Origin of the sequence: Micromonospora sp. NPDC048868, assembly GCF_043198195.1 — a bacterium.
Classification (GTDB): Bacteria; Actinomycetota; Actinomycetes; order Mycobacteriales; family Micromonosporaceae; genus Micromonospora; species Micromonospora reichwaldensis.
The window spans coordinates 1-25,699 of the sequence record NZ_JBICUN010000022.1 but is presented as its reverse complement, the minus strand read 5'-3'; the positions used below and the strand labels follow the sequence as shown (position 1 = coordinate 25,699).

The 25,699-nt window shown below is 74.1% G+C and carries 22 protein-coding genes; 9 read left to right on the top strand and 13 right to left on the bottom strand.

Annotated elements, in window-relative coordinates:
- Window positions 1-67: 67 nt before the first annotated feature.
- The 6 genes from ACGFNF_RS26110 to ACGFNF_RS26085 all read right to left on the bottom strand — a co-directional run bounded on the left by ACGFNF_RS26110 (window position 68) and on the right by ACGFNF_RS26085 (window position 7,181).
- Window positions 68-1,330 carry a sigma-70 family RNA polymerase sigma factor gene (locus ACGFNF_RS26110; RefSeq protein ID WP_357577583.1) on the bottom strand — a complete coding sequence of 421 codons (1,263 nt, stop codon included), beginning with the start codon at window positions 1,328-1,330 and terminating at the stop codon, window positions 68-70.
- A gap of 3 nt (window positions 1,331-1,333) precedes the next feature.
- The gene (locus ACGFNF_RS26105; RefSeq protein ID WP_357577582.1) at window positions 1,334-1,726 is read right to left on the bottom strand and encodes a YciI family protein; all 393 of its coding nucleotides are present in this window, start codon (window positions 1,724-1,726) and stop codon (window positions 1,334-1,336) included.
- A gap of 108 nt (window positions 1,727-1,834) precedes the next feature.
- A complete protein-coding gene (locus ACGFNF_RS26100; RefSeq protein WP_357577561.1) occupies window positions 1,835-3,973 on the bottom strand; it encodes an alpha-galactosidase in 2,139 nt (712 codons plus the stop codon).
- Window positions 3,970-4,881, bottom strand: a complete 912-nt coding sequence (locus ACGFNF_RS26095) for a carbohydrate ABC transporter permease (RefSeq protein ID WP_151455867.1) — start codon at window positions 4,879-4,881, stop codon at window positions 3,970-3,972. The genes ACGFNF_RS26100 and ACGFNF_RS26095 overlap by 4 nt, the downstream gene beginning before the upstream one ends.
- A complete protein-coding gene (locus ACGFNF_RS26090) occupies window positions 4,878-5,834 on the bottom strand; it encodes a carbohydrate ABC transporter permease (RefSeq protein WP_393171300.1) in 957 nt (318 codons plus the stop codon). Before ACGFNF_RS26090 ends, ACGFNF_RS26095 begins: the two co-directional genes overlap by 4 nt.
- Before the next feature lie 21 nt (window positions 5,835-5,855).
- On the bottom strand, window positions 5,856-7,181 hold the full coding sequence (locus ACGFNF_RS26085; protein WP_357577558.1) for an ABC transporter substrate-binding protein: 1,326 nt from the start codon (window positions 7,179-7,181) through the stop codon (window positions 5,856-5,858).
- A gap of 271 nt (window positions 7,182-7,452) precedes the next feature.
- Between ACGFNF_RS26085 and ACGFNF_RS26080 the strand changes: the two genes are divergently transcribed.
- Complete coding sequence (locus ACGFNF_RS26080; RefSeq protein WP_393171298.1) at window positions 7,453-9,459, top strand: beta-galactosidase; 2,007 nt, start codon at window positions 7,453-7,455, stop codon at window positions 9,457-9,459.
- Window positions 9,460-9,487: 28 nt separating this feature from the next.
- On the top strand, window positions 9,488-10,264 hold the full coding sequence (locus ACGFNF_RS26075; protein ID WP_393171296.1) for a DeoR/GlpR family DNA-binding transcription regulator: 777 nt from the start codon (window positions 9,488-9,490) through the stop codon (window positions 10,262-10,264).
- 17 nt (window positions 10,265-10,281) lie between these two features.
- Here the strand turns inward: ACGFNF_RS26075 and ACGFNF_RS26070 are convergent, their stop codons facing one another.
- Window positions 10,282-11,448: an FAD-dependent oxidoreductase gene (locus tag ACGFNF_RS26070; protein WP_393171294.1), complete on the bottom strand. Its 1,167-nt coding sequence runs from the start codon at window positions 11,446-11,448 to the stop codon at window positions 10,282-10,284.
- 100 nt (window positions 11,449-11,548) lie between these two features.
- Between ACGFNF_RS26070 and ACGFNF_RS26065 the strand changes: the two genes are divergently transcribed.
- Entirely contained in the window at window positions 11,549-12,154 is a 606-nt protein-coding gene (locus ACGFNF_RS26065; protein ID WP_393171292.1) for a TetR family transcriptional regulator, read from the top strand.
- 118 nt (window positions 12,155-12,272) lie between these two features.
- On the opposite strand, the gene ACGFNF_RS26060 is transcribed toward ACGFNF_RS26065, so the two are convergent.
- Window positions 12,273-12,731: a pyridoxamine 5'-phosphate oxidase family protein gene (locus tag ACGFNF_RS26060; RefSeq protein WP_393171290.1), complete on the bottom strand. Its 459-nt coding sequence runs from the start codon at window positions 12,729-12,731 to the stop codon at window positions 12,273-12,275.
- 419 nt (window positions 12,732-13,150) lie between these two features.
- Here ACGFNF_RS26060 and ACGFNF_RS26055 point away from each other — a divergent pair, with 419 nt between their 5' ends.
- Window positions 13,151-14,110: a sporulation protein gene (locus tag ACGFNF_RS26055; RefSeq protein WP_311411450.1), complete on the top strand. Its 960-nt coding sequence runs from the start codon at window positions 13,151-13,153 to the stop codon at window positions 14,108-14,110.
- Between the two features lie 69 nt (window positions 14,111-14,179).
- Here the strand turns inward: ACGFNF_RS26055 and ACGFNF_RS26050 are convergent, their stop codons facing one another.
- Window positions 14,180-14,584 (bottom strand): hypothetical protein, encoded by a 405-nt coding sequence (locus tag ACGFNF_RS26050; RefSeq protein ID WP_393171288.1) that lies wholly within the window; start codon window positions 14,582-14,584, stop codon window positions 14,180-14,182.
- Window positions 14,585-15,261: 677 nt separating this feature from the next.
- Between ACGFNF_RS26050 and ACGFNF_RS26045 the strand changes: the two genes are divergently transcribed.
- A complete protein-coding gene (locus tag ACGFNF_RS26045) occupies window positions 15,262-15,669 on the top strand; it encodes a hypothetical protein (RefSeq protein ID WP_311411449.1) in 408 nt (135 codons plus the stop codon).
- Between the two features lie 49 nt (window positions 15,670-15,718).
- Here the strand turns inward: ACGFNF_RS26045 and ACGFNF_RS26040 are convergent, their stop codons facing one another.
- Together ACGFNF_RS26040 and ACGFNF_RS26035 are read right to left on the bottom strand one after the other, a co-directional pair.
- A complete protein-coding gene (locus ACGFNF_RS26040) occupies window positions 15,719-18,025 on the bottom strand; it encodes a HelD family protein (RefSeq protein ID WP_393171286.1) in 2,307 nt (768 codons plus the stop codon).
- Between the two features lie 172 nt (window positions 18,026-18,197).
- A complete protein-coding gene (locus ACGFNF_RS26035) occupies window positions 18,198-19,307 on the bottom strand; it encodes an outer membrane lipoprotein carrier protein LolA (RefSeq protein WP_393171284.1) in 1,110 nt (369 codons plus the stop codon).
- A 94-nt stretch (window positions 19,308-19,401) separates the two neighbouring features.
- On the opposite strand from ACGFNF_RS26035, the gene ACGFNF_RS26030 reads away from it, so the two are divergent.
- Both ACGFNF_RS26030 and ACGFNF_RS26025 read left to right on the top strand, forming a co-directional pair.
- Window positions 19,402-20,058, top strand: coding sequence for a response regulator transcription factor (locus ACGFNF_RS26030; protein WP_132240027.1), 657 nt, complete (start codon window positions 19,402-19,404; stop codon window positions 20,056-20,058).
- Window positions 20,059-20,153: 95 nt separating this feature from the next.
- On the top strand, window positions 20,154-21,746 hold the full coding sequence (locus tag ACGFNF_RS26025; protein WP_393171405.1) for a sensor histidine kinase: 1,593 nt from the start codon (window positions 20,154-20,156) through the stop codon (window positions 21,744-21,746).
- A gap of 134 nt (window positions 21,747-21,880) precedes the next feature.
- Here ACGFNF_RS26025 and ACGFNF_RS26020 read toward each other — a convergent pair whose 3' ends face one another.
- Both ACGFNF_RS26020 and ACGFNF_RS26015 read right to left on the bottom strand, forming a co-directional pair.
- Entirely contained in the window at window positions 21,881-23,443 is a 1,563-nt protein-coding gene (locus ACGFNF_RS26020) for a tetratricopeptide repeat protein (protein ID WP_393171282.1), read from the bottom strand.
- 57 nt (window positions 23,444-23,500) lie between these two features.
- Complete coding sequence (locus ACGFNF_RS26015; RefSeq protein ID WP_393171403.1) at window positions 23,501-23,962, bottom strand: MarR family winged helix-turn-helix transcriptional regulator; 462 nt, start codon at window positions 23,960-23,962, stop codon at window positions 23,501-23,503.
- Between the two features lie 50 nt (window positions 23,963-24,012).
- Here ACGFNF_RS26015 and ACGFNF_RS26010 point away from each other — a divergent pair, with 50 nt between their 5' ends.
- The gene (locus tag ACGFNF_RS26010; RefSeq protein ID WP_393171280.1) at window positions 24,013-24,534 is read left to right on the top strand and encodes a VOC family protein; all 522 of its coding nucleotides are present in this window, start codon (window positions 24,013-24,015) and stop codon (window positions 24,532-24,534) included.
- 132 nt (window positions 24,535-24,666) lie between these two features.
- Complete coding sequence (locus ACGFNF_RS26005) at window positions 24,667-25,557, top strand: hypothetical protein (RefSeq protein ID WP_357577548.1); 891 nt, start codon at window positions 24,667-24,669, stop codon at window positions 25,555-25,557.
- The last annotated feature ends 142 nt before the right edge of the window (window positions 25,558-25,699 follow it).

Below are 25,699 nucleotides of genomic sequence, written 5' to 3'. Positions count from 1 at the left end.
GCTGCCCCATCTGCGCGGGCAGCTCGACAGCGTCCGCGCGAGCATGCCCACGTCGCGTCGGGGCCCGTCAGGCCCCGTTCGGTTCGGAGGCCAACCGGGCGGCGCGCATCGTCAGGTATCGCTGCTCGGGCACGCTCGTGGTCAGGTCGGCGGCGATCCGGTACGCGGCCACCGCCCGTTCCCGGTCGCCGGCCATCTCGTGCAGGTGCGCGCGGGCGGCGGGCAGCCGGTGGTGCCCGGCGATCCGGGGGTCGGCGTCCAGCACCGCCAACGCGGCCAGGCCGGCGGCCGGGCCGTGCACCATGGCGGTCGCCACCGCGCGGTTGAGCGAGACGACGGGACTGCCGGAGGCGCGTTCCAGCACCTCGTACAGGGCGAGGATCTGCGGCCAGTCGGTCTCGGCGGTGCTGGGCGCCTCGTCGTGCAGCGCGGCGATGGCCGCCTGGAGCTGGTACGGCCCGACCGGCCCGCGGGGCAGCGCCCAGGTGACCAGTGCCACCCCCTCGTCGATGGCCGCGGCGTCCCACCGGCTGCGGTCCTGGTCGGCCAGGGAGATCAGCTCACCCGAGGGCCCGGTGCGCGCGGCGGCGCGGGCGTCGGTGAGCAGCATCAACGCGAGCAGCCCGGCGACCTCGGTGTCGTCGGGCAGGAGCGCACGCAGGGCCCGGGTCAGCCGGATCGCCTCCTCCGACAGGTCCACCCGGCGCAGGTCGTCGCCGAGGCTGGCGGTGTGTCCCTCGGTGAAGATCAGGTAGAGCACGTGTCGCACGGCGGCCAGCCGGGCCTCCCGGTCGGCGGGCTCGGGCATCCGGAACGGGACGCCCGAGGCGCGGATGCGCTGCTTGGCGCGGCTGATCCGCTGGGCCATGGTGGCCTCGGGCACGAGGAAGGCGCGGCCGATCTCGGCCGTGGTCAGGCCGCCGACGGCGCGCAGGGTCAGCGCGATCGCCGACGCCGGCGTGAGCGTCGGGTGGCAGCAGAGGAAGAGCAGCGTCAGGGTGTCGTCCCGGCCGGCGGTCAGCTCCTCGTCCGGCGGCGGCGCGGCGCGCCGGTCGTCCGGCTCGCGGCGGGCGACGAGGTCCTCACGCCGCCGCCGGGCCGTCTCGCCACGGACCAGTTCGATCATCCGCCGGTACGCGACCTGGATCAGCCAGCCGCGCGGGTTGCCGGGCGTCCCCTCGACCGGCCACTGGGTGGCCGCCGCCAGCAGCGCCTCCTGCACGGCGTCCTCGGCGGTGGCGAAGTCGCCGAAGCGGCGGGTGAGCACGCCGAGGACCTGCGGCGCCAGCTCGCGCAGCAGGTCCTCGACGGGTGGGTCGGCGGCGGCCAGTCGTCACATCTCCTGCGGCGGCGCCGACATCACGGGGCGCACCTCGATCGGCATGTTCAGCGGCCGACCGCCGGGGCCGGGCGCGGTGGAGATGTGCGCGGCGAGCGCGACGGCCCGCTCGGGGCTGTCGCAGTCGACGATCCAGAAGCCAGCGAGGAACTCCTTGGTCTCGGCGAACGGCCCCTCGGTGACCACGGGGGTCCCACCAGCGCCCGCTTGGACGATCTTCGCCTGGGCCGGAGCGGCGAGCCCCTCACCGCCGACCAGTTCGCCGTCGGCGATCAGCTTCCCGTTCACCTCGCCCATGAACGCCACGTGCGCCCGGATCTCCTCGGGCGTCCACGTCTCGATCGGGGGGAAGTCCGTGCCGGCGGCGCTGAACTGCATGAGCAACATGTACTTCACGTCTGGCTCCTCACGACTGCGCACCATCATCGGTGCTCTCACCCGTCGGTAGAAGCCGGCACCCCGGTTCTCGACACCCGCGCCGAAAAACTATCCCGGTCAGTCGGCGGCGGTGACCTCCAGCAGCAGGGTCTGCTCGGGATGCAGCGCGGGCATCTGGAGCCCGACGGTCGCCAGCACCGTGCCGCTGAGGGTCACGCCGCCGTCGGCCAGCCAACCCGGGGCGGCCCGCTGGAGGGTGGCGGGCTCCGGCACTCCGGCGGCGGGCCGCACCGCGTACCGGCGGCGGTGGTCGAGGCCGGGGAGCCGGACCGGCCCGGGCACCTGGGCCACCGAGGTGGCCAGCTGGGCCACGGCGTACACCGCGTGGGAGCCGTCGTGGGCGATGACGCCGTGCGCCCAGACGGCCGGGTCCGGGTGGTCGACCCGGACCACCCGGCCGGCGTGCAGCAGCGGGCGGAGCCGCTTGTGCAACGCGACCCAGGCGGCCAGTTCGCCGCGCTGCGCCGCGTCGATCGCGCCGATGTCCCACTCGATGCCGTGGTGGCCGAAGAGCGCGGTCGCCGCCCGGAAACCGAGGTCGTGCACGCGGTGGGTGGTGTGCGAGCGCTCCGGCCCGATGTGGCCGCCGACCAGCTCGGGCGGGAGCAGCAGCCCCGTCCAGCGCTGGATGGCCAGCCGCTCCAGGGCGTCGTTGCAGTCGCTGGCCCACACCCGGTCGGTGCGCCGCAGGATCTCCAGGTCCACCCGGGCGCCGCCGGACGCGCAGCTCTCGATCTCCACGCCCGGGTGGCGGCGGCGCAGCTCGTCGAGGAGCCGGTAGACCGCCAGGGTCTGCCCGTGCACGCCGGGGCGGCCCTGGTGCCCAGCCTCGGTCAGGTCCCGGTTGTGGTCCCACTTGAGGTAGCCGATGCCGGGGTGCGCGGTGAGCAGCGCGTCCAACCGCTCCAGCAGGTAGTCGTGCACGGGTGGGTGGGCCAGGTCGAGCACCTGCTGGTGCCGCCACGACGGAGGCAGCCGGCCCGGCGCCGACAGCACCCACTCCGGGTGGGCCCGGAACACCTCGGAGTCGGGGTTGACCATCTCCGGTTCCACCCAGAGCCCGAACTGCATCCCGCGCCCGCGTACGTGGTCGACGAGCGGGTGCAGGCCGTCCGGCCAGACGGTGTCGTCGACGTACCAGTCGCCGAGGCCGGCGCGGTCGTGGCGGCGGCCCCGGAACCAGCCGTCGTCGAGCACGAAGCGTTCCACCCCGACCTCGGCCGCCTGGTCGGCAAGCGTGCGGAGCCGGTCCAGGTCGTGGTCGAAGTAGACGGCCTCCCAGACGTTGAGGGTGACCGGGCGGGGCGTGGCCGGGTGCTGCGGGCGGGCGCGCAGGTGGGTGTGCAGGACGTCGCTGAGCCCGTCCAGCCCGTCGGCGGAGAAGACCGCGTACAGCAGCGGGGTGGCGTACTCCCCGCCGGGATCGAGCACCACCTCGCCGGGGGTGAGCAGCTCGCCGCCGCCGAGGGTGGACCCGCCCGTCGGCCGCCGCTCGGCGACGGTCACGTGGTCGCCGCTCCAGGCCGTGTGCACCGCCCACACCTCGCCGTGGCCGAAGCCGAAGCCGACCGTGCCGGCGACCAGCAGCAGGGTCGCGTCGTGCCCGGTGCGGCCGTGCCGGCCCTCGCGTACCCAGGCGCCCATCGGCCACGGGTGCCGCTGCGGGGACCGCTCCCGGCACCACCGGCCGGTCAGGTCGAGCAGCTCGGTGGCGACCGCCGGCACCGGCAGGACCGGCGTCAGCTCCCGCAGCTCGTACGCCGTGTCGCCGTCGTTGCGCAGCCGGTGCCGCAGCAGCACCAGGCCGGTCGGGTCGAGCTCCATCTCGACGGTCAGCGACAGCCCGGCCCCGCCGTCGGACGCCCGGACGGTGACCCGGGCCGAGCCGGTGCCGTCGTCGGCGACGTCGAGTCCGGTCAGCCGGAAGGCGGTGGACCAGCCGGTGCGGTCGCGGTGCCCGGCGAGCGCGGGCCGGCCGCCCCAGCCGGCGGACGCCTCGGGCAGCAGGGACAGCACGGTCGGCGCGTCGAAGCTGCTGGGTACGACCGGCGCGACGGTGGCGTCGACCAGGGCGGGCAGGTCGCCGTCGGGGACGGAACCGAGGTCGGCCCCCCAGTGCGCGACCCGGGGCAGCCCCGGGTCCCGCGCGTCGAGCACCAGACTGGTCTTGGCGCGGCGCAGGTGGACGATGGTCATCCCTTTGAAGCCCCCAGGGTCAGGCCCCGGACGAACTGCCTCTGCAACAGGAAGAAGATCACCAGGGTCGGGATCGCGACCAGCACCGAGCCGGCCGAGACCAGGTTGTTGTCGGTGAAGAACTCACCGCGCAGGTTGTTGAGCGAACTCGTCACCGGGAACTTGTCCCCCGTGCGCATCAGCACGGTGGCCCAGAAGAACTCGTTGTAGATCCAGGTCACCTCCAGGGTGGCCAGCGCGGCCAGGGCTGGCCGGCACAGCGGCATGGTCACCTGCCAGTACTGCCGCCAGACGCTCGCCCCGTCGACCATCGCCGCCTCGTAGAGGTCGCGCGGCAGCGCCTTCATGTAGTTGCTGAGCACGAAGACGCAGAAGCCGCACTGGAAGGCGACGTTGACCAGGATCAGCCCCCAGTAGCTGTCGTAGAGCAGCTCCGAGTCGCTCATGAACGCCGGCAGCGGCACCTGCGTGAAGAGCCGGAACAGCGGGATGAGCAGGGCCTGCTGGGGCAGCAGGTTCGCCGCGGTGAACAGGCCGAGCAGGACGATGTTGGTCTTCCAGCTGAACCGGGCGATGACGAACGCCACGCACGAGGCGAGGAAGAGGGTCAGCAGCACCGCCGGCACGGTGATGTAGACGGAGTTGAGGAAGTGCTTGCCGAACTCGGCGGTCCGCCAGGCGGTGACGTAGTTGTCGAGGGTCCACCCGCCGAGCGAGACGTAGCCGTTGGTGGCCGTGTACTCGTAGGAGCGCAGCGAGGTCAGCACGGCCCAGAGGATCGGGAAGAGCCAACCGATCGCCACCGCCGCGAGGAACACGTGCAGCACCACCCGGGCCGGGCGCGGCGGCGGGCGGCGTTCGGTCGCGGGGGCGGTCCGGTCCTCCCGGGGCACGGTCGCGGTGCTCATCGGCGTCCCTCCCGCAGCACGGTCGCCAGGTAGACGGTGATGAAGACCAGCGAGACGACGAGCATGATGGTGGCCAGCGCCGAGCCGAAGCCGATCCGGCTCGCCTCGCCGACCACGTTTTGCGTGACCAGCGCCGAGATCAGTTCCAGGCCGTTGCGGCCCTTGTTGATGACCCAGACCAGGTCGAACGCGCGCAGCGACTCGATCACCGTCACCACCAGCACGATGATGTTGATGGGCCGCAGGACCGGGAAGATCACCTTGAAGAACGTCCGGCCCTCCGACGCGCCGTCCACGGCGGCGGCCTCCCGCAGCGAGGGGTCGACGCCCTTCAGCCCGGCCAGGTAGAGCAGCATGATGTAGCCGACGTGCCGCCAGCCGGCCGCCACCAGCACGGCCCAGATGTTGACGTCCGGGTCGCCGTACCAGTCGACGCCGGTGCCGAGGACGGCGTTGACCAGGCCCTGGTCGCGGGAGTAGAGCAGCTGCCAGACGAAGCCGATCAGCGCCAGGGAGAGCACCACCGGCAGGTAGAGCGCGGTCTGGTAGAACCGGGTGCCGCGCAGTTCCTTGTCGAGCAGGACGGCCAGGAACATGCCGAACGGGGTGGCCACCACGAACAGCGCCGCCAGCCAGAGCAGGTTGTTCTGCACGGCCGGCACGAACGGCGGGTAGTTCTGGACCACGTCGGCATAGTTGCGGCCGCCGACCCACTCGATCTCGGAGACCGGGCCGATGCCGTCCCAGTCGGTGCCGGAGAGCAGCACGGTGGCGCCCGCCGGCAGCCAGACCAGGCCGACGACGAGCAGCAGCGGTACGGCCACCATGAGCGCGACGACCACGCGGTCGGTGCGGGACAGCAGCCGTACGCGCCGGCGGCGACCACCCGTGGAGGTGGTCGCGGCCGGCGGCGGCGCGGCGCGATCCGCTTGGATCAGGGGCAGGTCGGACACGGTGCCCTCACCCTCTCGCCGTCAGTCGGTGAAGATCGACTTCTTCTGGTTCTCGATGCTCGACGTCAGCCCGTCGATGTCCTTCGGGTCCTTGATGAACTGCTGGAGCGCCGGGATGATCACCGTGGAGGCGAAGTCCGGGCGGGTGTCGCGGTCCAGGAACTGGGCGATCTCGGTGGCCGAGCCGACCAGCTCGGCGGCCTTCTTCTGCAGGGCGCTGTAGCCGCTGGTGTCGGCCTCGCTGTTGGCGACCAGCGTGCTCGGGTCGCTCTTGACGGTGATGTCCGCGGCCGCCTTCGAGCCGACGTATTCCAGCAGCTTCCTGGCGTTGGCTTCCTGCTTCGGCTTGCGGGCCATCATGTAGCCGTCGATGGGCGCGTCCAGGGCCTTGGCGCCGATCGCCGGGTCGATCTCGGGGAAGGTGAAGAAGTCGAGGTCGGCCAGGTCGGCGCCGTCGAACTGCTGGCCGACGAAGAGGCCGAGCAGGTACATGCCGCTCTTCTTCTGCTGCAACGACTGGGCGGCCTCCTGCCAGGTCCGGCCGAGGCTGTCGGGCTGGTGCAGGGGCAGCAGGCCGCGCCAGGTGTCGAAGACCTTCTTCACCTTGTCGGAGGTCCAGGACTCCTTGCCGGCCATCAGGTCGATGTGGAACTGGTAGCCGTTGATCCGCAGGTTGAGGATGTCGAAGGTGCCCATCGCCGGCCAGCCGTCCTTGTCGGCGAAGGCGATCGGGGTGAGCCCGTCCTTCTTCATCTGACCGGCGAGCGCGGTCAGGTCGTCGAGGGTCTTCGGCACCTGGTAGCCGTTCTGCTGCCAGACGGACCTGCGGTAGAAGACGGCCCACGGGTAGTACGACGACGGCACGAAGTACTGCTTGCCGTCGTCGCCGGTCGACGCCTTGCGGAACGCGTCGGACATCCCGGAGAGCCTGCCCCAGACGTCGCTGAGGTCGCCGGCGAGGCCCCGGGCGGCGAAGAAGCGCATCCGGTAGCCGGCGAACCACATGAACACGTCGTCCGGCTTGCCCTGGAGATAGTTGTTGATGTTCTCCTGGAACGTGTTGTGGTCGACCGTGTTGACGGCGACCTCGAGGCCGGACGAGGTCCGGAAGCCGTCCATGACCTTCGCGATGACCTCCTTGGGCTTCGGGTCGGACTGGTTGGAGCCCAGCGACACCGTCTTGGCGCCGGAGCCGCCGGAGTCGGAACCGCAGCCGGTGAGCAGGCCCGTGCCGAGCAGCGCGGTGGTGCCGGCCGCGCCGGCGAGCAGCGAACGACGGTCGAGGCCGGCCACTGAGGGGGGTACGAGCCGGGCGAGGTACTCGGCTCGGGTGCGGGGACGGGACATGGTGCCTCCTGCGGATGAAGAGGTGCCCGAGGGCCGTCGGTGGCGGTGTCCCGGCAACCGTGAACACACACCCGGATCCATCGCGAATCCACATTGGTGAACACGAATTGCCAGTGGCGCCTCAAGCTACTCGTCCTCCGGGCGGTGTCAAGGGGGCGGCAATCTCCCGACAACCCGGTCGCAACAAGGCCGTTGAGAGGTAAACGTTGTAAAGATGATCGATGTTGGAACGTGTTGACTTGGCCGCCTCGGCCGGGCACGCTCTGCATCCATGCGGCGATGGCAGGGTGACGACATCTGGTTCGGTGCCGACTACAACCCCGAGCAGTGGCCCGAGTCCACCTGGGCCGAGGACGTCGCGCTGATGCGCCGCGCCGGGGTCAACCTGGTGTCGGTGGGGATCTTCTCCTGGGCGCTGCTGGAGCCCGCCCCCGGCGCGTACGAGTTCGGCTGGCTGGACCGGGCGATCGACGTGCTGCACGGCGGCGGGATCTCGGTCGACCTGGCCACCGCCACCGCCAGCCCGCCCCCGTGGCTGGCCCACCGGCACCCGGAGACGCTGCCCCGGCGCGCCGACGGCGCGATCCTCTGGCCAGGCGGCCGGCAGGCGTACTGCCCCAGCTCGCCCGTGTTCCGGGAGCGGTCGCTGGCCCTGGTCGAGGCCCTCGCCACCCGCTATGCCCACCATCCCGCCGTGGTCATGTGGCACGTCTCCAACGAGCTGGGCTGCCACAACGTGCACTGCTACTGCGAGGTCAGCGCCGAGGCGTTCCGCCGCTGGCTGCGCGAGCGCTACGGCGACCTGGACGGGCTCAACGAGGCCTGGGGCACCGCCTTCTGGAGTCAGCGCTACGGCGACTGGGCCGAGATCAACCCGCCGCGCACGGCACCGACCTTCGCCAATCCCACCCAGCAACTGGACTTCCTGCGCTTCTCCTCCGACGAGCAGCGCGCCCAACTGCGCGCCGAGCGCGAGGTGCTCACGCGCCTGGTCCGCCAGCCGGTCACCACGAACTTCATGATCGGCACCGGCATCAAGTACCTCGACTACCACTCCTGGGCGTCCGACGTGGACGTCGTCGCCAACGACCACTACCTCACCGCCGCCGACCCGCGCGCCCACGTCGGGCTCGCCCTCGCGGCCGACCACACCCGGGGCGTCGCCGGCGGCGACCCGTGGCTGCTGATGGAGCACTCCACCAGCGCCGTCAACTGGCAGCCGCGCAACGTGGCCAAGGCCCCCGGCCAGTTGCGCCGCAACAGCCTGGCGCACGTGGCGCGCGGCGCGGACGGGGTGCTCTTCTTCCAGTGGCGGGCCTCCCGCGCCGGAGCGGAGAAGTTCCACTCCGCGCTGCTGCCGCACGCCGGCCCGGAGACCAAGGTGTTCCGCGAGGTGTGCCGGCTCGGCGCGGACCTGCGGGCCCTGGCCGAGGTGCGCGGCAGCCGGGTCGACGCCGAGGTGGCGATCCTGTTCGACTACGAGGCGTGGTGGGGCGCCGAGCTCGACTCGCACCCGACCGTCGACGTCACGTACGCCGACCGCCTCGGCGCGCTGCACGACGCGCTGTGGCGGGCCGGGATCACCGCCGACGTCGTGCACCCCTCCGCCGAGCTGTCCCGCTACCGGCTGGTGCTGGCGCCCACCCTCTACCTGGTGCGCGACGCGCACGCCGCGGCGCTGCGCGCGTACGTCGAGGCCGGCGGGACCGCCCTGGTCACGTACTTCAGCGGCATCGTCGACGAGCACGACCACATCCGCCTCGGCGGCTACCCGGGGGCGTTCCGCGAACTGCTGGGCGTCCGCGTCGAGGAGTTCTTCCCGCTGCGGGCGGGGGAGCGGGTGACCCTGGACGACGGCTCGGTCGCCGACGTGTGGACGGAGTGGCTGCACCCCGCGGGCGCGCAGGTGCTCGCCGCGTACGCCGACGGGCCCCTGCCGGGCGTGCCGGCGCTGACCCGGCACCCGGTCGGCGCGGGCGTGGCCTGGTACGTCGGCACCCGGCTGGACCCGGCGGCGACGGACCGGCTGGTGGCCCGGCTGGTGGCCGAGTCGGGGGTACGCCCGGCGGCGCGGGTCCCCGCCGAGGTGGAGGTGGTCCGGCGCCGCGCCGGCGACCGCACCTGGCTCTTCGTCATCAACCACACCGACGCCGACGCCCGGCTCGACGCCACCGGCGTGGAACTGCTGACCGGCGCACGCTGCTCCGGCGACCTGGTCGTGCCGGCCGGCGAGGTGGCCGTCATCCGCGAGACGCCGGCCACCGCTGCGGCCCGCTGACGGTGACGGCCCGAGGGAGGACATCCGGATGCTGGCCCGACAGCGACAGGCCGCGATCCTCGAGATGATCCGGCAGCGCGGCGGCGTGCGGGTCAGCCAGCTGGTGAGCCGGTTCGGCGTCTCGGACATGACGATCCGGCGCGACCTGGAGGTGCTGGCCGAGCGGGGGCTGGTCGACAAGGTCCACGGTGGCGCGACCCTGGTCGGCCCCGGACCTGGCGACGAGCCCGGCTTCGCCGCGAAGTCGCTGCGGCAGCGGGCCGAGAAGCGGGCCATCGCCGAACGGGCCGCCGCCCTGGTCGAGCCCGGCATGGCCGTCGCGCTCTCCGCCGGCACCACGACCGCCGCGCTGGCCAGCCTGCTGGCCGACGTACGCGGCCTGACCGTGGTGACCAACTCCATCCCCGTCTCCGAGGCCCTGCACCAGCACCCGGGCGCCGACCAGACGGTCGTGCTGACCGGCGGGATCCGTACCCCGTCGGACGCCCTGACCGGGCCGGTGGCCGAGGCGGCGATCAGCGCCCTCAACGTCGACGTGCTCTTCCTCGGCGTACACGGGATGAGCCCGCGCACCGGATTCACCACGCCGAACCTGCTGGAGGCGGGCACCGACCGGTGCCTGGTCGGCGCGGCCCGGCGCCTGGTGGTGCTGGCCGACCACACCAAGTGGGAGACGATCGGAATGGCCACCATCGCCCCGCTCTCCGAGGCCGACGTGCTCGTCACCGACGCCGGGCTGCCCGAGGATGCGCGCGACCAGCTAGCCGGCCAGGTGGGCGAGCTGATCGTCGTCGGAGTCGACTGACCGGCCCGAGCGCGTGGTCACGGCACGGCCTTGCGGTTCGCGCGCTCGGTGCCGCGCCGGACGAGACCGCGCACACCCGGGAGGGTCATCGTCCGGATGGTCACGTCGCCCATCCACACGTGGAACCGGCTCGGCGGCGCGTACTGGAGCATCCCGCGACGGGCGAGCGCCTGCCGTTTCGTGGCTTCCGGGCGCAGTCCCGCCTCCCACTCGGTCAGTGCCGCCGGCACGTCGTCGTGCCGTTGCAGGGCGGCGCCGAGCTGGTCCGCGCCGGCGAGCGCGAGGGTGGCCCCGTGCCCGGCGAAGAGCGTGACGCACCACGCCGCGTCTCCGAGCAGCACGATCCGGCCGGTGCTCCAGCGTGGCATCACCACCTGGCTGATCGCGTCGAAGTAGGCGCCGGCCGGGTCCTTCCCGAGGTGGCGGATCGCATCGGGGACGCCCCCGCCGAGATCCCCGAACGCCGCGTCGAGCGCCTCCACCGCTCCGCGCCGCAGGTCGGCAGCCGGGTCCGCGCTGCGGTACGTGAAGAACGCCGAAGACCGCCGAGGGCCCAGGTTGACGATCGCCGCCGTGCGTCCCGGGCCGATGAACGTGGTGGCTGAGGAGTCCGGCACGCCCGCCACCGGGTGGGCCAGGGGAAAGGCGCCCACGACGTACGGCAGATCGACCTGGAAGCCGGAGCCGAACGCGGCCGTCCGCGTGGCGGAGTGCACCCCGTCGGCGCCGATGAGCAGGTCGGCGTGTTCCGTGGTGCCGTCGCTCAGCACCACCCGTACCCGTTCGGTGTCCTGCTCCAGGGACGTGACGGTGGTGCCGAAGCGGATGTCGGCGCGGTCGCGCACCGCCTCGTACAGCGTCGACTCCAGGTCGCCGCGGAACACCGACACGGCCCGGTCGCCGAGGGCGGCCTCGGCGAGGCTGGACGGCACCGTGAACTTGGGCCGTCCGTCGGCGCGGACGAGCACGGTGGTGAACAGACCCAGGTCGTACGCGGACAGCGCGGTGAGCAGGCCGAGGCGCTCGGCGGCGTCGTAGCCCGGGCCGATCAGGTTGACCATGTAGCCGCTGCTGCGTCGGGCGGGAGCGCGTTCCACCACGACCGTGTGCCACCCGTCCCGCCCGAGTCGCAGCGCGGTGGCCAGCCCGGCTATGCCCGCTCCCACGATCACTGCACGTTTCATCCAGCACTCCCGAGTAAGAATGAGCGTTCGCTCAAACTAGTATGAGCGACTGTTCATACCGGGCGCAACGAGGGGCAGCGGCACCGCCTAGACTTCAGGCATGCCGCGCGGAGTAGCCATCCCGGAGATTCGGCAGCAGCTCTTCGCCGCCGTCGAGCGGCTGATCGTGCGAGACGGACCGAGCCGGCTCACGGGCAGGGCCGTGACGCGCGAGGCCGGCGTCGCCACCGGGCTGCTCTACGCGCACTTCGCGAACTTCGACGACTTCCTGGCCGGGTACTGGATCGACCGGTCCTTCGTGGTCTCCGGCGAGGTGGCCGGCCTCCCGGAGCGCGCCGGGTCCGGCACGGTCGCCGGCAACCTCAACCAGGCCATCCTGGCTACGCCGATGGAGACGCTGCTGGCACTGGCCCGGCTGATGGCCTTCCGGCCCGACCTGGTGACACAGGTCGAGACGGTGTTGGGCGGTGGGACCGCCTGCCTGCAGGCGGTCGAGCACGCCGTCGCCGGCTACCTGGCCGCCGAGCGGCGACTCGGACGGGTGGCCGGCGGCGCCGACGTGGCGGCGCTGGCCCTGGCGGTGGTCGGCGTGCTGCACCACGTCGCCCTCACGGGCGGCACCGATCCGGCAGCCCACCTTCGCATCCAGCGGGCGGTGGCCGCGCTCACCGGAGACTCTGCCGCCATCGCCGCCCCGAAGGCCTGATCCGCACCCTGACCGTCCCGCCGCTGCCGATGCGCGGGCTACGAGGCGGCCCCGGCGCTGTCGAGCTGAGCCGTCCACGACATCAGCGCAACGCGCTCCGCTGCTCGGGGAGCCGAAATCAACGGGCCACGCCCGCGAGCAACCAGCGCCGTACGGGGATCTCCAGCAACACCCGGAAGCTCTCCGGGGCGACCGGCTCGCGGATGTCCCACCCTCCGTACTTTGTCGCGAAAGCCTTGACGATCGGGTCCGGGAAGTCGGTCCGGCGCACCCGGGCGAGACCCTCGGCCACGACGGGCGCCTCTCCGCCCTCGAGGGCCAGCGACACCCGTGGATCGGCCGCCACGTTGCGGGCCTTGACGCTCTCGCCACCGCAACCGATCCACCACGTGTCATCGACGTAGACGAACCAGACCGGCGTCACGTGCGGCGAGCCGTCGCGGCGCAGGGTGCACAGCCAGACTCTCAACTCCCGGACCAGGCGAGCCGCGACCTCCGGCGGAACCGCTGCCTGCGGCTCCGGCAGGACCGCTGTCGGCGGATCAGGCAGTCGCGTACGCCCGATGCTTGCCCCCACACCCGAGACCTCCACGCCCGACTCCCTGCCAGATCCACCGCATGCCCGAAACGTGCCCTGGCCCCGACGGCGTCTCATGGCGCGGCTGTGGTGCCGCACCGCCGCCCCCGGGTCTACGACGTACTGCTCGAACTGTCATGCTGAAGCGGGGTTGAGGTCAAGCTGCCCCCAGCATGCCGTCCCCGGCTCGTTGTCCCAGGCAGCAGTCCCGGCCGGGCCGGCGGCGGCCGACGACCCGGCCGTCCGGCGGGACGCTGGTCCACCAACGACCCGGTCGTCCGAGGGGATGCCGGCCCAGCTGCGGCGTTCCGCCGTCGTGGTGCACTCTCACAGGCACTTCACAGCGCCTCCGCGTAGTGTCCCGACCAGTCAGCGACCGGCTCCAGGGTGGAGTGCGGTGTCTTTGCACGGGAGTTCCGATGGTCTTCAAGAAGATGTTGAGCGCGTTCGGAGTGGGCGGGCCGAGCGTCGACACCGTCCTGACCAACCCGAACACCCGCCCCGGCCTGACCCTCGAGGGGCAGGTCAACCTGCAGGGCGGGGACGCTCCGGCCAACGTCGAGCAGGTCGTCGTCAGCCTGGTCACCCGGGTCGAGATCGAGGGCGGTGACACCGAGTACGCCGGCGTGATGGAGTTCCACCGGCTGCCGGTCAGCGGCGCGTTCCAGCTCGCCCCGAAGCAGCAGCTCTCCCTGCCGTTCCAGCTTCCGGTCCCGTGGGAGACGCCGATCACCGACGTCTACGGCCAGCGACTGCGCGGCATGACGATGGGGCTGCGCACCGAGCTGGCGATCGCCCGGGCGGTCGACAAGGGCGACCTGGACCAGGTCAACGTGCACCCGCTGCCGGTGCACGAGCGGATCCTGGAGGCGTTCCAGCGGCTCGGCTTCCGGTTCAAGCACGCCGACCTGGAGCGCGGTCACATCCGTGGCACGCAGCAGACGCTGCCGTTCTACCAGGAGATCGAGTTCTTCGCCTCGCCCCAGTACGCGAGCACCATCAACGAGGTCGAGCTGACCTTCGTGACCAGCCCGCACGGCGTCGAGGTCATCCTGGAGTGCGACAAGCGCGGCGGGTTCCTGACCCCCGGGCACGACGCCTTCGGCCACTACCGGCTCTCGCACGCCGACGCCGACAAGACGGACTGGGTCCAGGTCGTCGACGGCTGGCTGCGGGAGACGACGTCCCGCTACGGCAGCCTGCGCGGCGCCCACGGCTTCGGCGGTCACGGTCACGGGCACGGTCACGGCCGTGGCGTCGGCATGGGCGGCGTCGTCGCCGGTGCCGCGATGGGAGCCGTCGGAGGCATGATCGTCGGCGACATGATCGGCGACGCCTTCGAGGGTGACGGCGAGGACTTCGGCGGCTTCGAGGAGTAGGACCACTCACGACGGTGGCCCCCGGGACCGTAGTCCCGGGGGCCACCGTTGCCGTGGTGCGTCGCCCGGTCAGTGCCGGGCCTTGCGCTCCTCACCACTGCGCCAGTTGCTGCCGGCCTTGGCCAGACCACGGCTACCCAGGTACCCGATGGTCAGCAGCGTGATCATGAACCAGGCGTTGTCGGCCCGGAAGATGTCCACACCGGCCGAGTTCCGGCCGACCAGCTGCGAGGCGGCCAGCACGCCGATCACGGCCGCGATGTAGACCCAGAACTCGGTCGTACGCAGCGACGGCTTGGTCTCCGTGCCGGGTGCATGCATGGCCTCCCGGTGCCCGTCGTGCATCATCGGCATCGGGCGGGTGGGCGTCTCCTGCATCGCCCGGTCCTGCATGGCCCGGTCCTGCATCGCCCGGTTGGGCGCGTCCTGCGTCGGCCGGTTCATCGGCCTGGTGGAAGCAGCCTGCGTGCTCATCTTGTCCTCCTCAGGATGCGATGAGTCGTACCTGCGTTCCCTCGCCCCGCTACCGCGTGTCGGCCACGGCACGGTTCGCGTGCATGGCGGGGGCACCCGCCGTCTACCCGACCCGCCGGGGGCAGTAACACCCCCGGCACCCCGGATACCTGCCCCGCTCCCTGCACCCCACCTGGCCCCCACCAGACCCCGTCCTCGTTCCGAAAGCTCGGCGCCTCAGCCCCGAACGCCTGGCGCCGCCCGTGCGGGGCGAAAGCCCGGCCTCGCCGCGAAAGCCCCGTCCTACGCCGCGAAGCCCCGCCTCGCCGCGAAAACCCGGAAGCCCCGCCCTGGGCTGCGAAGCCCGCCCTGGGCTGCGAAAGCCTGGAAGCCCCGTCCTGCGCCGCGAAAGCCCCGCCTCGCCGCGAAAGCCCGGCCCGCGGCCCGAAGCCCGGCGTCGATCATGCAGTTGTGCTGGCGTGCAAAATGCCTGAATCGGTATCCCACGGGCACCACGACTGCATGATCGACGCGGCCGCCAGGGGCGGGGCCGGGGTCGCGGCGGTGCGGGCCTTCCGCTGATCGACGCCGGGTGTGGGCGGGGCACGGCGAGGCGGCGGGGCGACAGGCGGGGCGGGTTTGTTGGTGGGGGTGGCGGGCACGCAGGTCGGACCGACCACTCCTGTGAGGTGATGGACATGCGTGAGGACGACGTGCGACAGGACGCCGCCCGGCAGGCCGAGGAGCGGATCGCCGGTGGCGTGTACGGCGAGGGTGTTCTCGACGAGGTGACCGTGCCCCCTACCGACGTGCAGCGGGTCATCCAGGACGAGGACCCGGACGACCCGGCGCACGTTCCGGTCGACCCGGAGGTGCTGCGCGACGGCGGACCGACCCGGGGGCAGGGCGCCGTCACCACGACCGGCGGCACCGCCGGCCCGGCCAGCGTGCGCCGGGTGGCACGCCAGCCGGAGCGGCACCCCGGCAAGGTGGCACCGACCACCACGGGCGACGCCACCACCGGCGGCCTGAGCACCCCGGCGGGCGGCTCGACCAGCGACCAGTCCGGCACCGCCAGCCAGGTCGGCGACTTCACCCCGGAGTGACCCGCCGACCAGGTCGCAGGGGGCCGGCGGGCGCAACGGGGCCGGCGGGTCAGGTGGGGCGGAGGATGCCCAGGCGTTGGGTGGCGCGGGTGAGGGCGACGTAGAGGTCGCTGCGGCCCCGGGGCGACTCCGCCACGATGCGGTCGGGGTCGACCAGGACGACCGAGTCGAATTCGAGGCCCTTGGCCTGGCCGACGGTGAGCACCACCACGCGGCTCTCCAGCTCCGGGTCCTCGCCGATGGCCGCCTCGGGCAGGGCGGCGGTGAGCGCGGCGCCCAGCTCGTCGACCCGACCGGTCGGCACGATCACGCCGAGCCGGCCGTCGTCCAGGCCGGCGGCCTCCCGGGTGGTGGCGGCGACCAGCTCCGCCGCCAGGCGCTCGGGTGCCACCGCGTGGTCCCACGGCGGGACACCGCTGGAGCGTACGGAGCGGGGTGGGCGCAGCGCCGGGTCGATCTCGGTGAGCACCTCGGCGGCGACCGCCATGATCTCGGCCGGGGTGCGGTAGCTGACGGTCAGCTCCTCCAGCCGCCAGCGCTGCGCCACGTACGGCTCCAGCGCGTCGGCCCAGGACGGGGTGCCGGACAGCGCGCCGGTCTGCGCCACGTCGCCGACGATGGTCATCGAGCGGCTCGGGCAGCGGCGCATCAGCAGCCGCCAGGCCATCGGCGAGAGCTCCTGTGCCTCGTCGACGATGACGTGCCCGAACGCCCAGCCCCGGTCGGCCGCGGCCCGCTGGGCGGTGGTGAGCCGGTCCGCCTCCTCCTGCCGCTCCAGCAGCCGGTCGGCGTCGATCAGGTCGGTGACGCCGAGGATCTCACCGCCGTCGGCCTCGTCCTCCACGTCGATGGAGCGGGAGCCCCGGGCGATCTCCAGCACGCCCTCGGCGTACTCCCGTTGCAGGGCCCGGATCCGCTCCCGGCGGGCGGCGGCGGCGCGCTCGTCCTCGCCGAGCAGCTCGGCCGCCTCGTCGAGCAGCGGGACGTCGGCGGGCGTCCAGCCGCCCGGCTCGCGGTGCAGCATGGCCCGCTCGGCCTCGGTGAGCATGGGCGCGGCGACGGCGATCCGGTCGGTGGAGGCGTACAGGTCGGCGAGCAGGCGCTGCGGGGTGAGCACCGGCCAGAGCTGGTCCAGCGCGGCCCGCACCTCGGGCTCCTCGCGCAGCTCGCGGCGGATCTCCGCCACGTCGGCCTCGTCGAGCAGGTTCTCCCCGCCCAGCGGGTCCGCGCCGATCCGCTCGGCGACCTGGGCCGCGAGTGCGTGGACGATCTCGACGTCGAAGAGCGCCCGGGCCAGGTTGTGCGGCCGCTCGGAGCGGCGGGCCCGCTCCCGGGCGGCGCGGACGGTCTCCGGGTCGAGCAGCAGCACCTCCTGCTGCGGCAGCGCGATCTCCAGCGGCTCGTCGGGCACCCACTGCCGGTCCCGTACGGCGGCGGCCAGCACCTCGACCAGCACCGCGCGGCCCTTGAGCGCGGCGGTCTCGGCGGGCTCGGCGCGGCGGGCGCTGACCCCCGGGAAGAGGTCGCCCTGCGTCCGCAGGAGCACGCCCGTCTCGGCCAGCGCCGGGAGCACCTGGGAGATGTAGCGCAGGAACGTGGCGTTCGGGCCGACCATGAGCACGCCCCGGGTGGAGAGCTGCTCGCGGTGGGTGTAGAGCAGGTACGCCGCACGGTGCAGCGCGACGGCGGTCTTGCCGGTGCCGGGGCCACCCTGCACGACCAGTACGCCCGGCAGGTCGGCGCGGATGATCCGGTCCTGCTCGGCCTGGATGGTCTCGACGATGTCGCGCATCCGGCCGGTGCGCCCGGCGTTGAGCGCGGCGAGCAGCGACGCCTCGCCGGTCAGCTCCTCGTGGGCGGTGGGGGAGGCGGTGTCCAGGTCCAGCACCTCGTCGTTGAGGGCGATCACCTTGCGTTCCCGGGTGCGCAGGTGCCGACGGCGGCGCACTCCCTGGGAGTTGGCCGCGGTGGCGAGGTAGAAGGCGCGGGCCGCCGGGGCACGCCAGTCCATCAGCAGCGGGTCGTAGTCGCCGCCGGTGTCGAAGATGCCGATCCGGCCGATGTAGTGCGGGCCGCCGTCGTCGGTGTCGAGCCGGCCGAAGCAGAGGCCGCTCTCGACGGCGGAGAGCTGCTCGACCTGGTCGGCGTACATCCGCACCGCGCTGTCGCGCTGGGAGCGGGCCTGGAGGGTGCCACCGGTCGCCCGCAGCTCCTCGGTCAACCGTTGGGACGCCTGCTCGCGCAGCTCGTCCAGCCGGCGGTAGAGCATCGAGACGTATTCCTGTTCGCGGCCGATTTCGTCATCGGACTGCAATTCGGCGGAATCGGCGGAATGCCTTGACAAGCCGTCTCCCATTTGGTTAGCATCTCTCTCGGAACGGCTTTCGACAGCCGTTCTTTTTTGTTGCCTGAACTGAGAAAGATACCGTGCGCCGGGCGTCGCGACCAAGCGCGCCGGGCCACGCCACAGGCCGCCCCGCACAGACAGCGGGGGCCCGCCGCGTGGCGGGCCCCCGGACTGCCGTTCCTCAGCCCCTGGCGACCTCGTAGAGCCGCTCCGGCGTCACCGCTCCGGCGATGAGCCGGCCGTCGTCGGTGAGCAGCGCGCTGAACAGCTTCCCGGTCAGCAGCCGGCCGCTGCCCCAGTCGCCGCTGACCTTCGGCAGCCTGCCGAGCAGCGCCGCCGGGTCGCCGGTCGACCCGTCCCCGGCGGGGGCGGTCCCGGCCCGGTCGGCGGGCGCGCCGGCACCGTCGAGCCGCGCGACCACCACCGTGGCCCAGCTCTCGCCGACGGTACGCACGTCCGGCCGCTCGCCGTGCGCCGGGCGCTTCCCGGGCGCGTCGGCGGGCTTATTCCCGGCGGTCTCCTCGGTCACCTTCACCCCGGGCGGCGGGTTGAAGGTGAACTGCTCGGCGTCCGGCCGGGCGTACGACACCTGGGTGAAGGCCATCTCGAAGGCCGGCTTGTCGCTGCCGTCGGCGAAGACCTCGAAGCGCAGCGGCACGTGCTGGCGCGCGTCGATGGCGATGCGCACCTGGTGCACCAGCGAGGCGGCGTCGCGCGGGGCGAGCACCAGCTCGTACGCGTCCCGGCCGGCGACCGTGGCGGACCGGCCGACGCTCACCTCGGTGCTCGGGCTGATCGCCGCCAGGGCCCGGTCGGCCGCCTCCCCGGGGGTGACCGGCAACTCCCGGCTCTCGGCCCCGGCGGCGCCCTCGGGCAGCGTGCGGTGGGTGGCGGTGTTGGAGCGGCTGTTCCAGGCCCACACGTCGCGGCCGTTGCGGATGACGTCCCGCTCGCCGAGCGTGTCCACGAGGGCGATGCGCTGCCGGTCGGGCCCGGAGTGCCAGACCCGCAGCGTGTGCGTGCCGGTCAGCAGGGCGGCCGGCCCGTCGCCGGCGACCAGGCCGGCCAGCGGCGGCAGGCCCAGGTCGGCGCGCTGCACGACCGTGCCGGAGAGCCCCTCCAGCCGGGAGGTCTGCAGGTCGACCAGGAGTTGGGCGGCGGTACGCGGCGGCAGGCTCGGCTCGGCCTGGGCGGCGAACGTGCCGAGCGCGGCGCCGCCGCCGATGACGGTCACGACGGCGGTCACCGGGACCAGCCAGCGTAGGACGGGACGGCTCTTCAGGACGGACATGTGACACCTCCTGCCGGACATCCTGCCTCCCCGACGCTGTGAGGGCGCTGAGGACGACCGTACGACCGCCCGCACGGGTGGCACCCTTGACCCCGTGCGGTTGCTGGTGGTGGAGGACGAGTCGCGGCTGGCGTCCGCCCTGCAACGGGGATTGCAGGCCGAGGGGTTCGCGGTGGACGTGGCGGCGACCGGCCCGGCGGGGCTCGACGCGGCCCGGCACGGCGGGTACGACGCGATGATCCTCGACGTGATGCTGCCCGGCCTCTCCGGCTACGAGCTGGTGCGCCGGCTGCGCGCCGAGGAGCACTGGCTCCCGGTGCTCATGCTCTCGGCGAAGGACGGCGAGTACGACCAGGCCGACGGGCTGGACTGCGGGGCCGACGACTACCTCACCAAGCCCTTCTCGTACGTCGTGCTGCTGGCCCGGCTGCGGGCCCTGTTGCGTCGCGGCGCCCCCGAACGCCCCACGGTCCTCGCGGTCGGCGATCTCCGGCTCGACCCGGCCCGGCGGCGGGTGACCCGGGCGGACGCCGAGGTCGCGCTGACCAGCCGCGAGTTCGCGCTCCTCGACTACCTGATGCGCCGCCCCGGCGAGGTGGTCTCCAAGACGGAGCTGCTCGACCACGTCTGGGACGCCAGCGTCGAGACGGCGCCCAACGCCGTCGAGGTCTACGTCGGGTACCTGCGGCGCAAGATCGGCCGGGAGCGTCTGGAGACGGTCCGGGGCGCCGGCTACCGGCTCGCCCCGTGAAGAGCGAAGGAAGGGCACCTTCCTATCGGGTACGCGACAGGAAGGTGCCCTTCCTTACCGGGGTGTGCGGCGCGCTCGGGCTGCGCGGGCGGCTCATGGCGGTCGGGGTGCTCGGGGTGTCCGGGGGACTGGCCGTCGGCGGGCTCGTGCTGCTCGCCGTGCTGGGCTGGGCCCTGCAACGCGCCGTGGACACCGAGGCGTTCCAGACCGCCGACGCGGTCGCGCTGCTCGCCGCCGAGGAGGTCCTGCCCGATCCGCTGCCGGTGGCCGGTGGACAGGTCCGGGTGCAGGTGATCGACTCCGAGGGCCGGGTGCGGGCCGCCTCGATCGACGCCGACCGGCTGGTGCCGATGGTGTCGCCGGAACGGATCGACATCGGCGCGCGGCAGCGGCTGACGGTGTCGGGGGAGCGGGTCGGCCTGGCCGGGCCGGTGCGGGTGGTGACCGTACCGGCGGGCACCGCCGCCGACCCGCGCACCGTCCTGGTGGCCCGGTCGCTGGCGGACGTACGGCACAGCGCGCACGTCGTACGGACCATCCTGCTGGTGAGCTTCCCACTGCTGGTGGCGGTGCTGGCCGCCGTGGCGTGGCGGGTGGTCGGCGCGACCCTGCGCCCGGTGGAGGCGCTGCGCCGGGGCGCCGAGGAGATCACCGGGCGGGACGGGGGCGGGCGGCTGCCCGTACCGGCGTCGCAGGACGAGATCCACCGGCTGGCGGTCACGCTCAACGGGATGCTGGGCCGGCTGGAGTCCGCCCGGGACCGGCAGCGGGCGTTCGTCGCCGACGCCGCCCACGAGCTGCGCAGCCCGCTGACGAACATCCGTACCGAGCTGGAGGTCGCCCGGCGGCTCGCCGACCGGACGGACTGGACGGCGGTGTCGGCGAACCTGCTCGCCGACACCGAGCGGCTCGGTCGGCTCGTCGACGACCTGCTGCTGCTGGCCCGGCTCGACGAGCGGCCGACGGCGCGGGCCACCGGGCCGGTCGAGTTGGGGGCCCTGTTGGCGGCGGTGGCCGCCCGGTACCCGTCGCCGCCGGTCCGCCTCGACGCGCCCGCGACGCCGCTGTGGACGGAGGGCGACCCCGACGAGCTGCGCCGGATCCTCACCAACCTGGTCGACAACGCGGTCCGGCACGCCCACGGCGAGGTGGTGCTGACCGCCGGCCCGGGCGCCGACGAGGCGGGCGGATCCGGCGGGACGGCCGGCCGGGGAGCGGTGGACGGCGGGCCGTCCCGCCGGGGAGCGGCGGACGGCTGGACGGCCGGCTCGGGAGCGGCGGATGGCGGGACGGCCGGCTCGGGAGCGGCGGATGGCGGGACGGCCAGCCGGGGAACGGTGGACGGCGGGACCCGCGGCGGGGGAGCGGTGGACGGCGGGACCGCCGGCCGGGGAGCGGGGGGCAGCGGCGCCGGCGACGGGGCGTACCACCTGGTGACGGTGACCGACGACGGGCCGGGGATCCCGGCCGCGGACCGGGAGCGGGTCTTCGGGCGGTTCACCCGGCTCGACGACGCCCGCGCCCGGGACGACGGCGGCGCGGGCCTCGGGCTGGCCATCGTGCGCGAGCTGGTCCGCCGGGCCGGCGGCGGCATCGTCCTGACCGACGCCCACCCTGGTCGGGACGACGGTCCGGGGCTGCGGGTACGGCTGCTGCTGCCGGCCCTGCCCGACCCGGAGCGGCCCTGACGGACCGGGCCAGGCCGGGCGGTGGCCCAGCCGGACCGCCCGGCGCACCCTCGGCGCCGCGCCACCCGGGACCCGCGACGGCCTGTCAGTCGCGGCGCCCGTCAGTCGCGACGGGCCGGCGGTTGCGACGGGCGTCAGCCGCGGCGGGTGCAGACCTGCTGCGCCCGGGCGATCGTGTCGGTCGACCACACGACGGCGACGGTGAAGCAGTAGTCGGTGCTGCGGTTCAGTCCGTAGACGACGAAGGCGGTGGTGCCGGCGGGCAGGTTGGCGAAGGCCGTCTGCGCCTGGCCGACCCGGCCGCCCGAGATGACCACCGGGCCCTCCCCGCCGGCCGGGTACGTCCAGCGCAGCGCCACGTTGTCGCGGTTGTCCCGCAGCGTCACCGAACCCGGCGGGCTGCCGGGGGAGGCCGCGGCCCCGGCCGTCGGGCCGGCGGCGGACGGGGCGCCCGTGCCGACCGGGTCCCCGGCCCGCGTGGAGGCCGGTGCGCCGGTGGCCGCCGGGGGCACCGGGTCGGGGGCACCGTCCATCCCGGCCACCCCGGTGATCACCGCGACCGTGCCCAGCAGCACCACCGCGACGCCACCGATGGCGAGCGGCAGCAGCCGGTTGGGGCGCCGGGCCGGCGCGCGGTGCACCGGCACCGGCAGCAGCCGCGACGGCTGGTAGGGCTCCTCGGGCGCGCCGGGCTGGCGGACCCGGTGCACCCCCTCGGCCTCCTCGGTGGCGCCGCCGGCCAGGGGGACGACCGCCGGCGGCACGGCGCTGTCGGCCGGCCCGTCCCCGGCGTCGGCCTCGGGGGGCCACCAGCCGGGCGGCGGGTCCTCCGTCGGCTGCCGGGGCGTCGGCACCACGTGCGGCGGCCCGGCGTACGGGTCCGGCTCCGCCGGGCGGTAGCCCGCCTGCGAGGGGTGCTGTGCCGTCGCCGGCCCGTCGCCCGGGGGCGGGGTGCGCGCGGACGGCACGATCGGACCGTCCCGCCCGACGGGCGCGGTGTCGGCGCAGACGTGGTCCGGGTTGGCCGCCGCCCTGGCCAGCCCCGCCACCTGCGTGGCCAGCGGGTCGTCCGCCGGCAGGTGCTGCCGGCACAGCTCCCGGGCCAGCGCCAGGTTGTCGTGCGCCTCGGCGAACTGCCCGCAGTCGCGCCGCATCGCCCCGAGCCGGGCCAGCATCTTGATGCCGCTGGGATGCCCGTCGCCGTAGACCTCGCGGTGCAGCTCCCAGGCGTCCAGCAGCCGGTCGCGGGCCACCTGGCACTGGCCGCGCGCGTACTCCACGGTGGCCAGGTCGGCGTGGGCGGCGAGCACCCGCAGCGACTCGGGACCGTCGAGCGCGGTCAGCTCGATGATCACTTCCTGGTAGAGCCGGGCGGCGCGGGACCAGCTGCCGACCCGGTGCAGCACCGCCGCGAGGGTGGCCGCGGCGGCCACCGTGCGCTGGTCGGAGCGCCCGTGCAGCCGGGTCGCGGCCGCGTACGCGAAGGCGGCCCAGCCCCGGGCCGAGTGCGGCTCGCCGAGGGCGACCAGCACGCGGGCCTGGAGGCTGGCCGCCTCGGCCAGCTCGGGTGTGGCGTTGGCCGGACGCGGGTCGGCGTCGGTCAGCGCGTCGGCGAGCAGCCGTTGGGCACCGGCGAGGTCGCCGGAGGACACCAGGTGGTGCGCCTGGTCAGTCAGTTCACCGAAGCCGGAAGGCACGCCCCATCGTGCTCATCCGACGACGGTAAGTACAAGACCCGAGCGGGAGTGTATTGGTCAAGAACTCGTCAGGTGTGCGGCGAGCGTCTCGCTGATCCGGCGCAACTGGTCCACCTGGGCCGGGCTCAACGCGTCGAAGAGGTGCCGGCGTACCCCCTCGACGTGGCCGGGCGCGGCAGCGGCGAGGGTGGCGAATCCCTCGTCGGTGAGGACGGCGATCTGCCCGCGCCGGTCGGTGGGGCACTCCTCGCGGCGGACCCAGCCGGCCGCCTCCAGCCGGGCCACGGCGTGCGAGAGCCGGCTGCGCGACGAGCCGCTGGCCTCGGCGAGGTCGCTCATCCGCAGCCGCCGCTGCGGCGCCTCGGAGAGCCGGACCAGGATCTCGTAGTAGGCGTGCGGCATCCCGGCGTCGCGTTGCAGCTCCCGGTCCAGCGCCTCCATCAGCGCCCGGGAGGCGGTCAGGTACGCGCGCCAGGTGCGCTGCTCGTCGGGGTTCAGCCAGCGGGTCATGACGCCCATCATACGCCAGATAGTTGAACGCTCAACAAAACCGCGCTAGCGTCGGTGGCATGGGAATCCACCGCCTCAACCACGCCGTGCTCTACGTCAGTGACCTCACCCGCAGCGTCGCCTTCTACCGCGACGTGCTGGGCTTCCGGCCGATCCCGATGACGCCGGACGGCTTCCGGGGCGCCGCCTTCCTCCAGGCGCCCGGCTCGACCAACGACCACGACCTCGGCCTGTTCGAGGTCGGCGCGGGCACCGGCCCCTCCACCGCCGGCCGCGGCACCGTCGGGCTCTACCACCTGGCCTGGGAGGTCGACACGCTCGACGAGCTGGAGGTGACCGCCCAGCGGCTCGCCGCCGCCGGCGCCCTGGGCGGCGCGTCCGACCACGGCACCACCAAGAGCCTCTACGGCCAGGACCCGGACGGGCTGGAGTTCGAGATCGTCTGGCTGGTGCCCGCCGACCGGCTCGACGACGCCGCCCTGGCCGCCCGCAAGCGGATCGGCCGGCTCGACCTGGACGCCGAGCGGCGGCGCTACGGCGGCCAGACCCGTGGCGGCGTGGGCGTCTCCGTCCCGGCCTGACCCCGACCGGTCCGACGGCGTCCCGTCCTGACCGGCCGGGGACGGGACGCCGCCCCGACCGCGCGACGCGCCGTCCGGCCCGGATGGGGGAGCTGTGCCCGGCCCGGGACGGGCGTGCGGTAGAACGGCAGCATGCCGACCGACGCCGTCCTGCGCGAGCTGCTCGTCCGACACCTGGAGACCTGGCTGCCGGGGGCGCTGCACCGCGCCCGGCGGGCCACCCTGGCCCTGGCGTACGCCGGCGGCGACGCCGGCTCCGCTGAGGCCGCGCTGCGGGTGGTCGCCCGGCACGCCGACCGGCTGCGGGGTCGCCAGCTCACCGTGCTGGTGCTCGCCGACGGCACCGAGGAACTGCCGGCCCGGCTCGGCGCCGTGGAGGCAGAGCTGCCGACGGGCGTCGCCGTGCACCTCGTGCCCGGCGGACCGGCCCGGCTGCCGGTGGCGGTCAAGGCGGCCGGCGCGGCCGGCGCGCCCCTGCTGTCCGTCGTGGACGACGCCGCCGCCGATCCCGCCGTGCTGACCGCCGCGGCGATCGGCAAGCCGGCCGACGTGCTGCTCGCCACCGCCGCCGGCACCCCCGCGCGCGCCGCCCTCGCCGACGCCGGGTTCCCGCTGACGACCGAGGTGGAGCTGGTGCCCGCCGACGGGGCCCCGGCGCGGCTGTTCGCCTTCGCGACGGGGTCGGACAAGAGCCTGGAGGCGTTCAAGGAGGCGCTCTGGGCGGTCGACGGTGCCGCCGGCGTGCGCTACCGCGACCCGGCGGGGCGGCTGCTCGACGTCGTCGCCGCCCCGGAGCCCGGCCCGCTGCGCCGCGAGCTGCTGGCGGAGCTGGCGCGCTCCGGCCCGCGTACGGTCACCGAACTGCGCCGGCACGCCCTCACGGCGACCGTCTACCGGTCGTCCGACGCCGTCCGGGCGCTGACCGGCCTGCTCGACGCGGGAGAGGCGACCCGCGACCCGGAGCACGGCCGGCTCGGCGGCGACGTGGTCGTCTCGGCGCGCGGGGGCGGGCCGGCGTCCTGACGCGAACGTCGAGCGGGGGGGCGGGGGGGCACCCCCCCCCCCCCCCCCCCCCGGGCCCCCCCCCCCCGGCTTGTGCGGCGTACCCGACCGCCGGCCCCGCCGGGGGCACCCGGGGGCCGTTGGCCCCGCGTTGCCCGTACAC

Coding starts and splice junctions, on each gene's coding strand:
- ACGFNF_RS26105 (WP_357577582.1), bottom strand. CDS start 1,726: ATGTTGCTCATGCAGTTCAGCGCCGCCGGCACGGACTTCCCCCCGATC.
- ACGFNF_RS26100 (WP_357577561.1), bottom strand. CDS start 3,973: ATGACCATCGTCCACCTGCGCCGCGCCAAGACCAGTCTGGTGCTCGAC.
- ACGFNF_RS26095 (WP_151455867.1), bottom strand. CDS start 4,881: ATGAGCACCGCGACCGTGCCCCGGGAGGACCGGACCGCCCCCGCGACC.
- ACGFNF_RS26085 (WP_357577558.1), bottom strand. CDS start 7,181: ATGTCCCGTCCCCGCACCCGAGCCGAGTACCTCGCCCGGCTCGTACCC.
- ACGFNF_RS26080 (WP_393171298.1), top strand. CDS start 7,453: ATGCGGCGATGGCAGGGTGACGACATCTGGTTCGGTGCCGACTACAAC.
- ACGFNF_RS26075 (WP_393171296.1), top strand. CDS start 9,488: ATGCTGGCCCGACAGCGACAGGCCGCGATCCTCGAGATGATCCGGCAG.
- ACGFNF_RS26070 (WP_393171294.1), bottom strand. CDS start 11,448: ATGAAACGTGCAGTGATCGTGGGAGCGGGCATAGCCGGGCTGGCCACC.
- ACGFNF_RS26065 (WP_393171292.1), top strand. CDS start 11,549: ATGCCGCGCGGAGTAGCCATCCCGGAGATTCGGCAGCAGCTCTTCGCC.
- ACGFNF_RS26055 (WP_311411450.1), top strand. CDS start 13,151: ATGGTCTTCAAGAAGATGTTGAGCGCGTTCGGAGTGGGCGGGCCGAGC.
- ACGFNF_RS26050 (WP_393171288.1), bottom strand. CDS start 14,584: ATGAGCACGCAGGCTGCTTCCACCAGGCCGATGAACCGGCCGACGCAG.
- ACGFNF_RS26045 (WP_311411449.1), top strand. CDS start 15,262: ATGCGTGAGGACGACGTGCGACAGGACGCCGCCCGGCAGGCCGAGGAG.
- ACGFNF_RS26040 (WP_393171286.1), bottom strand. CDS start 18,025: ATGGGAGACGGCTTGTCAAGGCATTCCGCCGATTCCGCCGAATTGCAG.
- ACGFNF_RS26035 (WP_393171284.1), bottom strand. CDS start 19,307: ATGTCCGTCCTGAAGAGCCGTCCCGTCCTACGCTGGCTGGTCCCGGTG.
- ACGFNF_RS26025 (WP_393171405.1), top strand. CDS start 20,154: ATGGCGGTCGGGGTGCTCGGGGTGTCCGGGGGACTGGCCGTCGGCGGG.
- ACGFNF_RS26015 (WP_393171403.1), bottom strand. CDS start 23,962: ATGGGCGTCATGACCCGCTGGCTGAACCCCGACGAGCAGCGCACCTGG.
- ACGFNF_RS26010 (WP_393171280.1), top strand. CDS start 24,013: ATGGGAATCCACCGCCTCAACCACGCCGTGCTCTACGTCAGTGACCTC.
- ACGFNF_RS26005 (WP_357577548.1), top strand. CDS start 24,667: ATGCCGACCGACGCCGTCCTGCGCGAGCTGCTCGTCCGACACCTGGAG.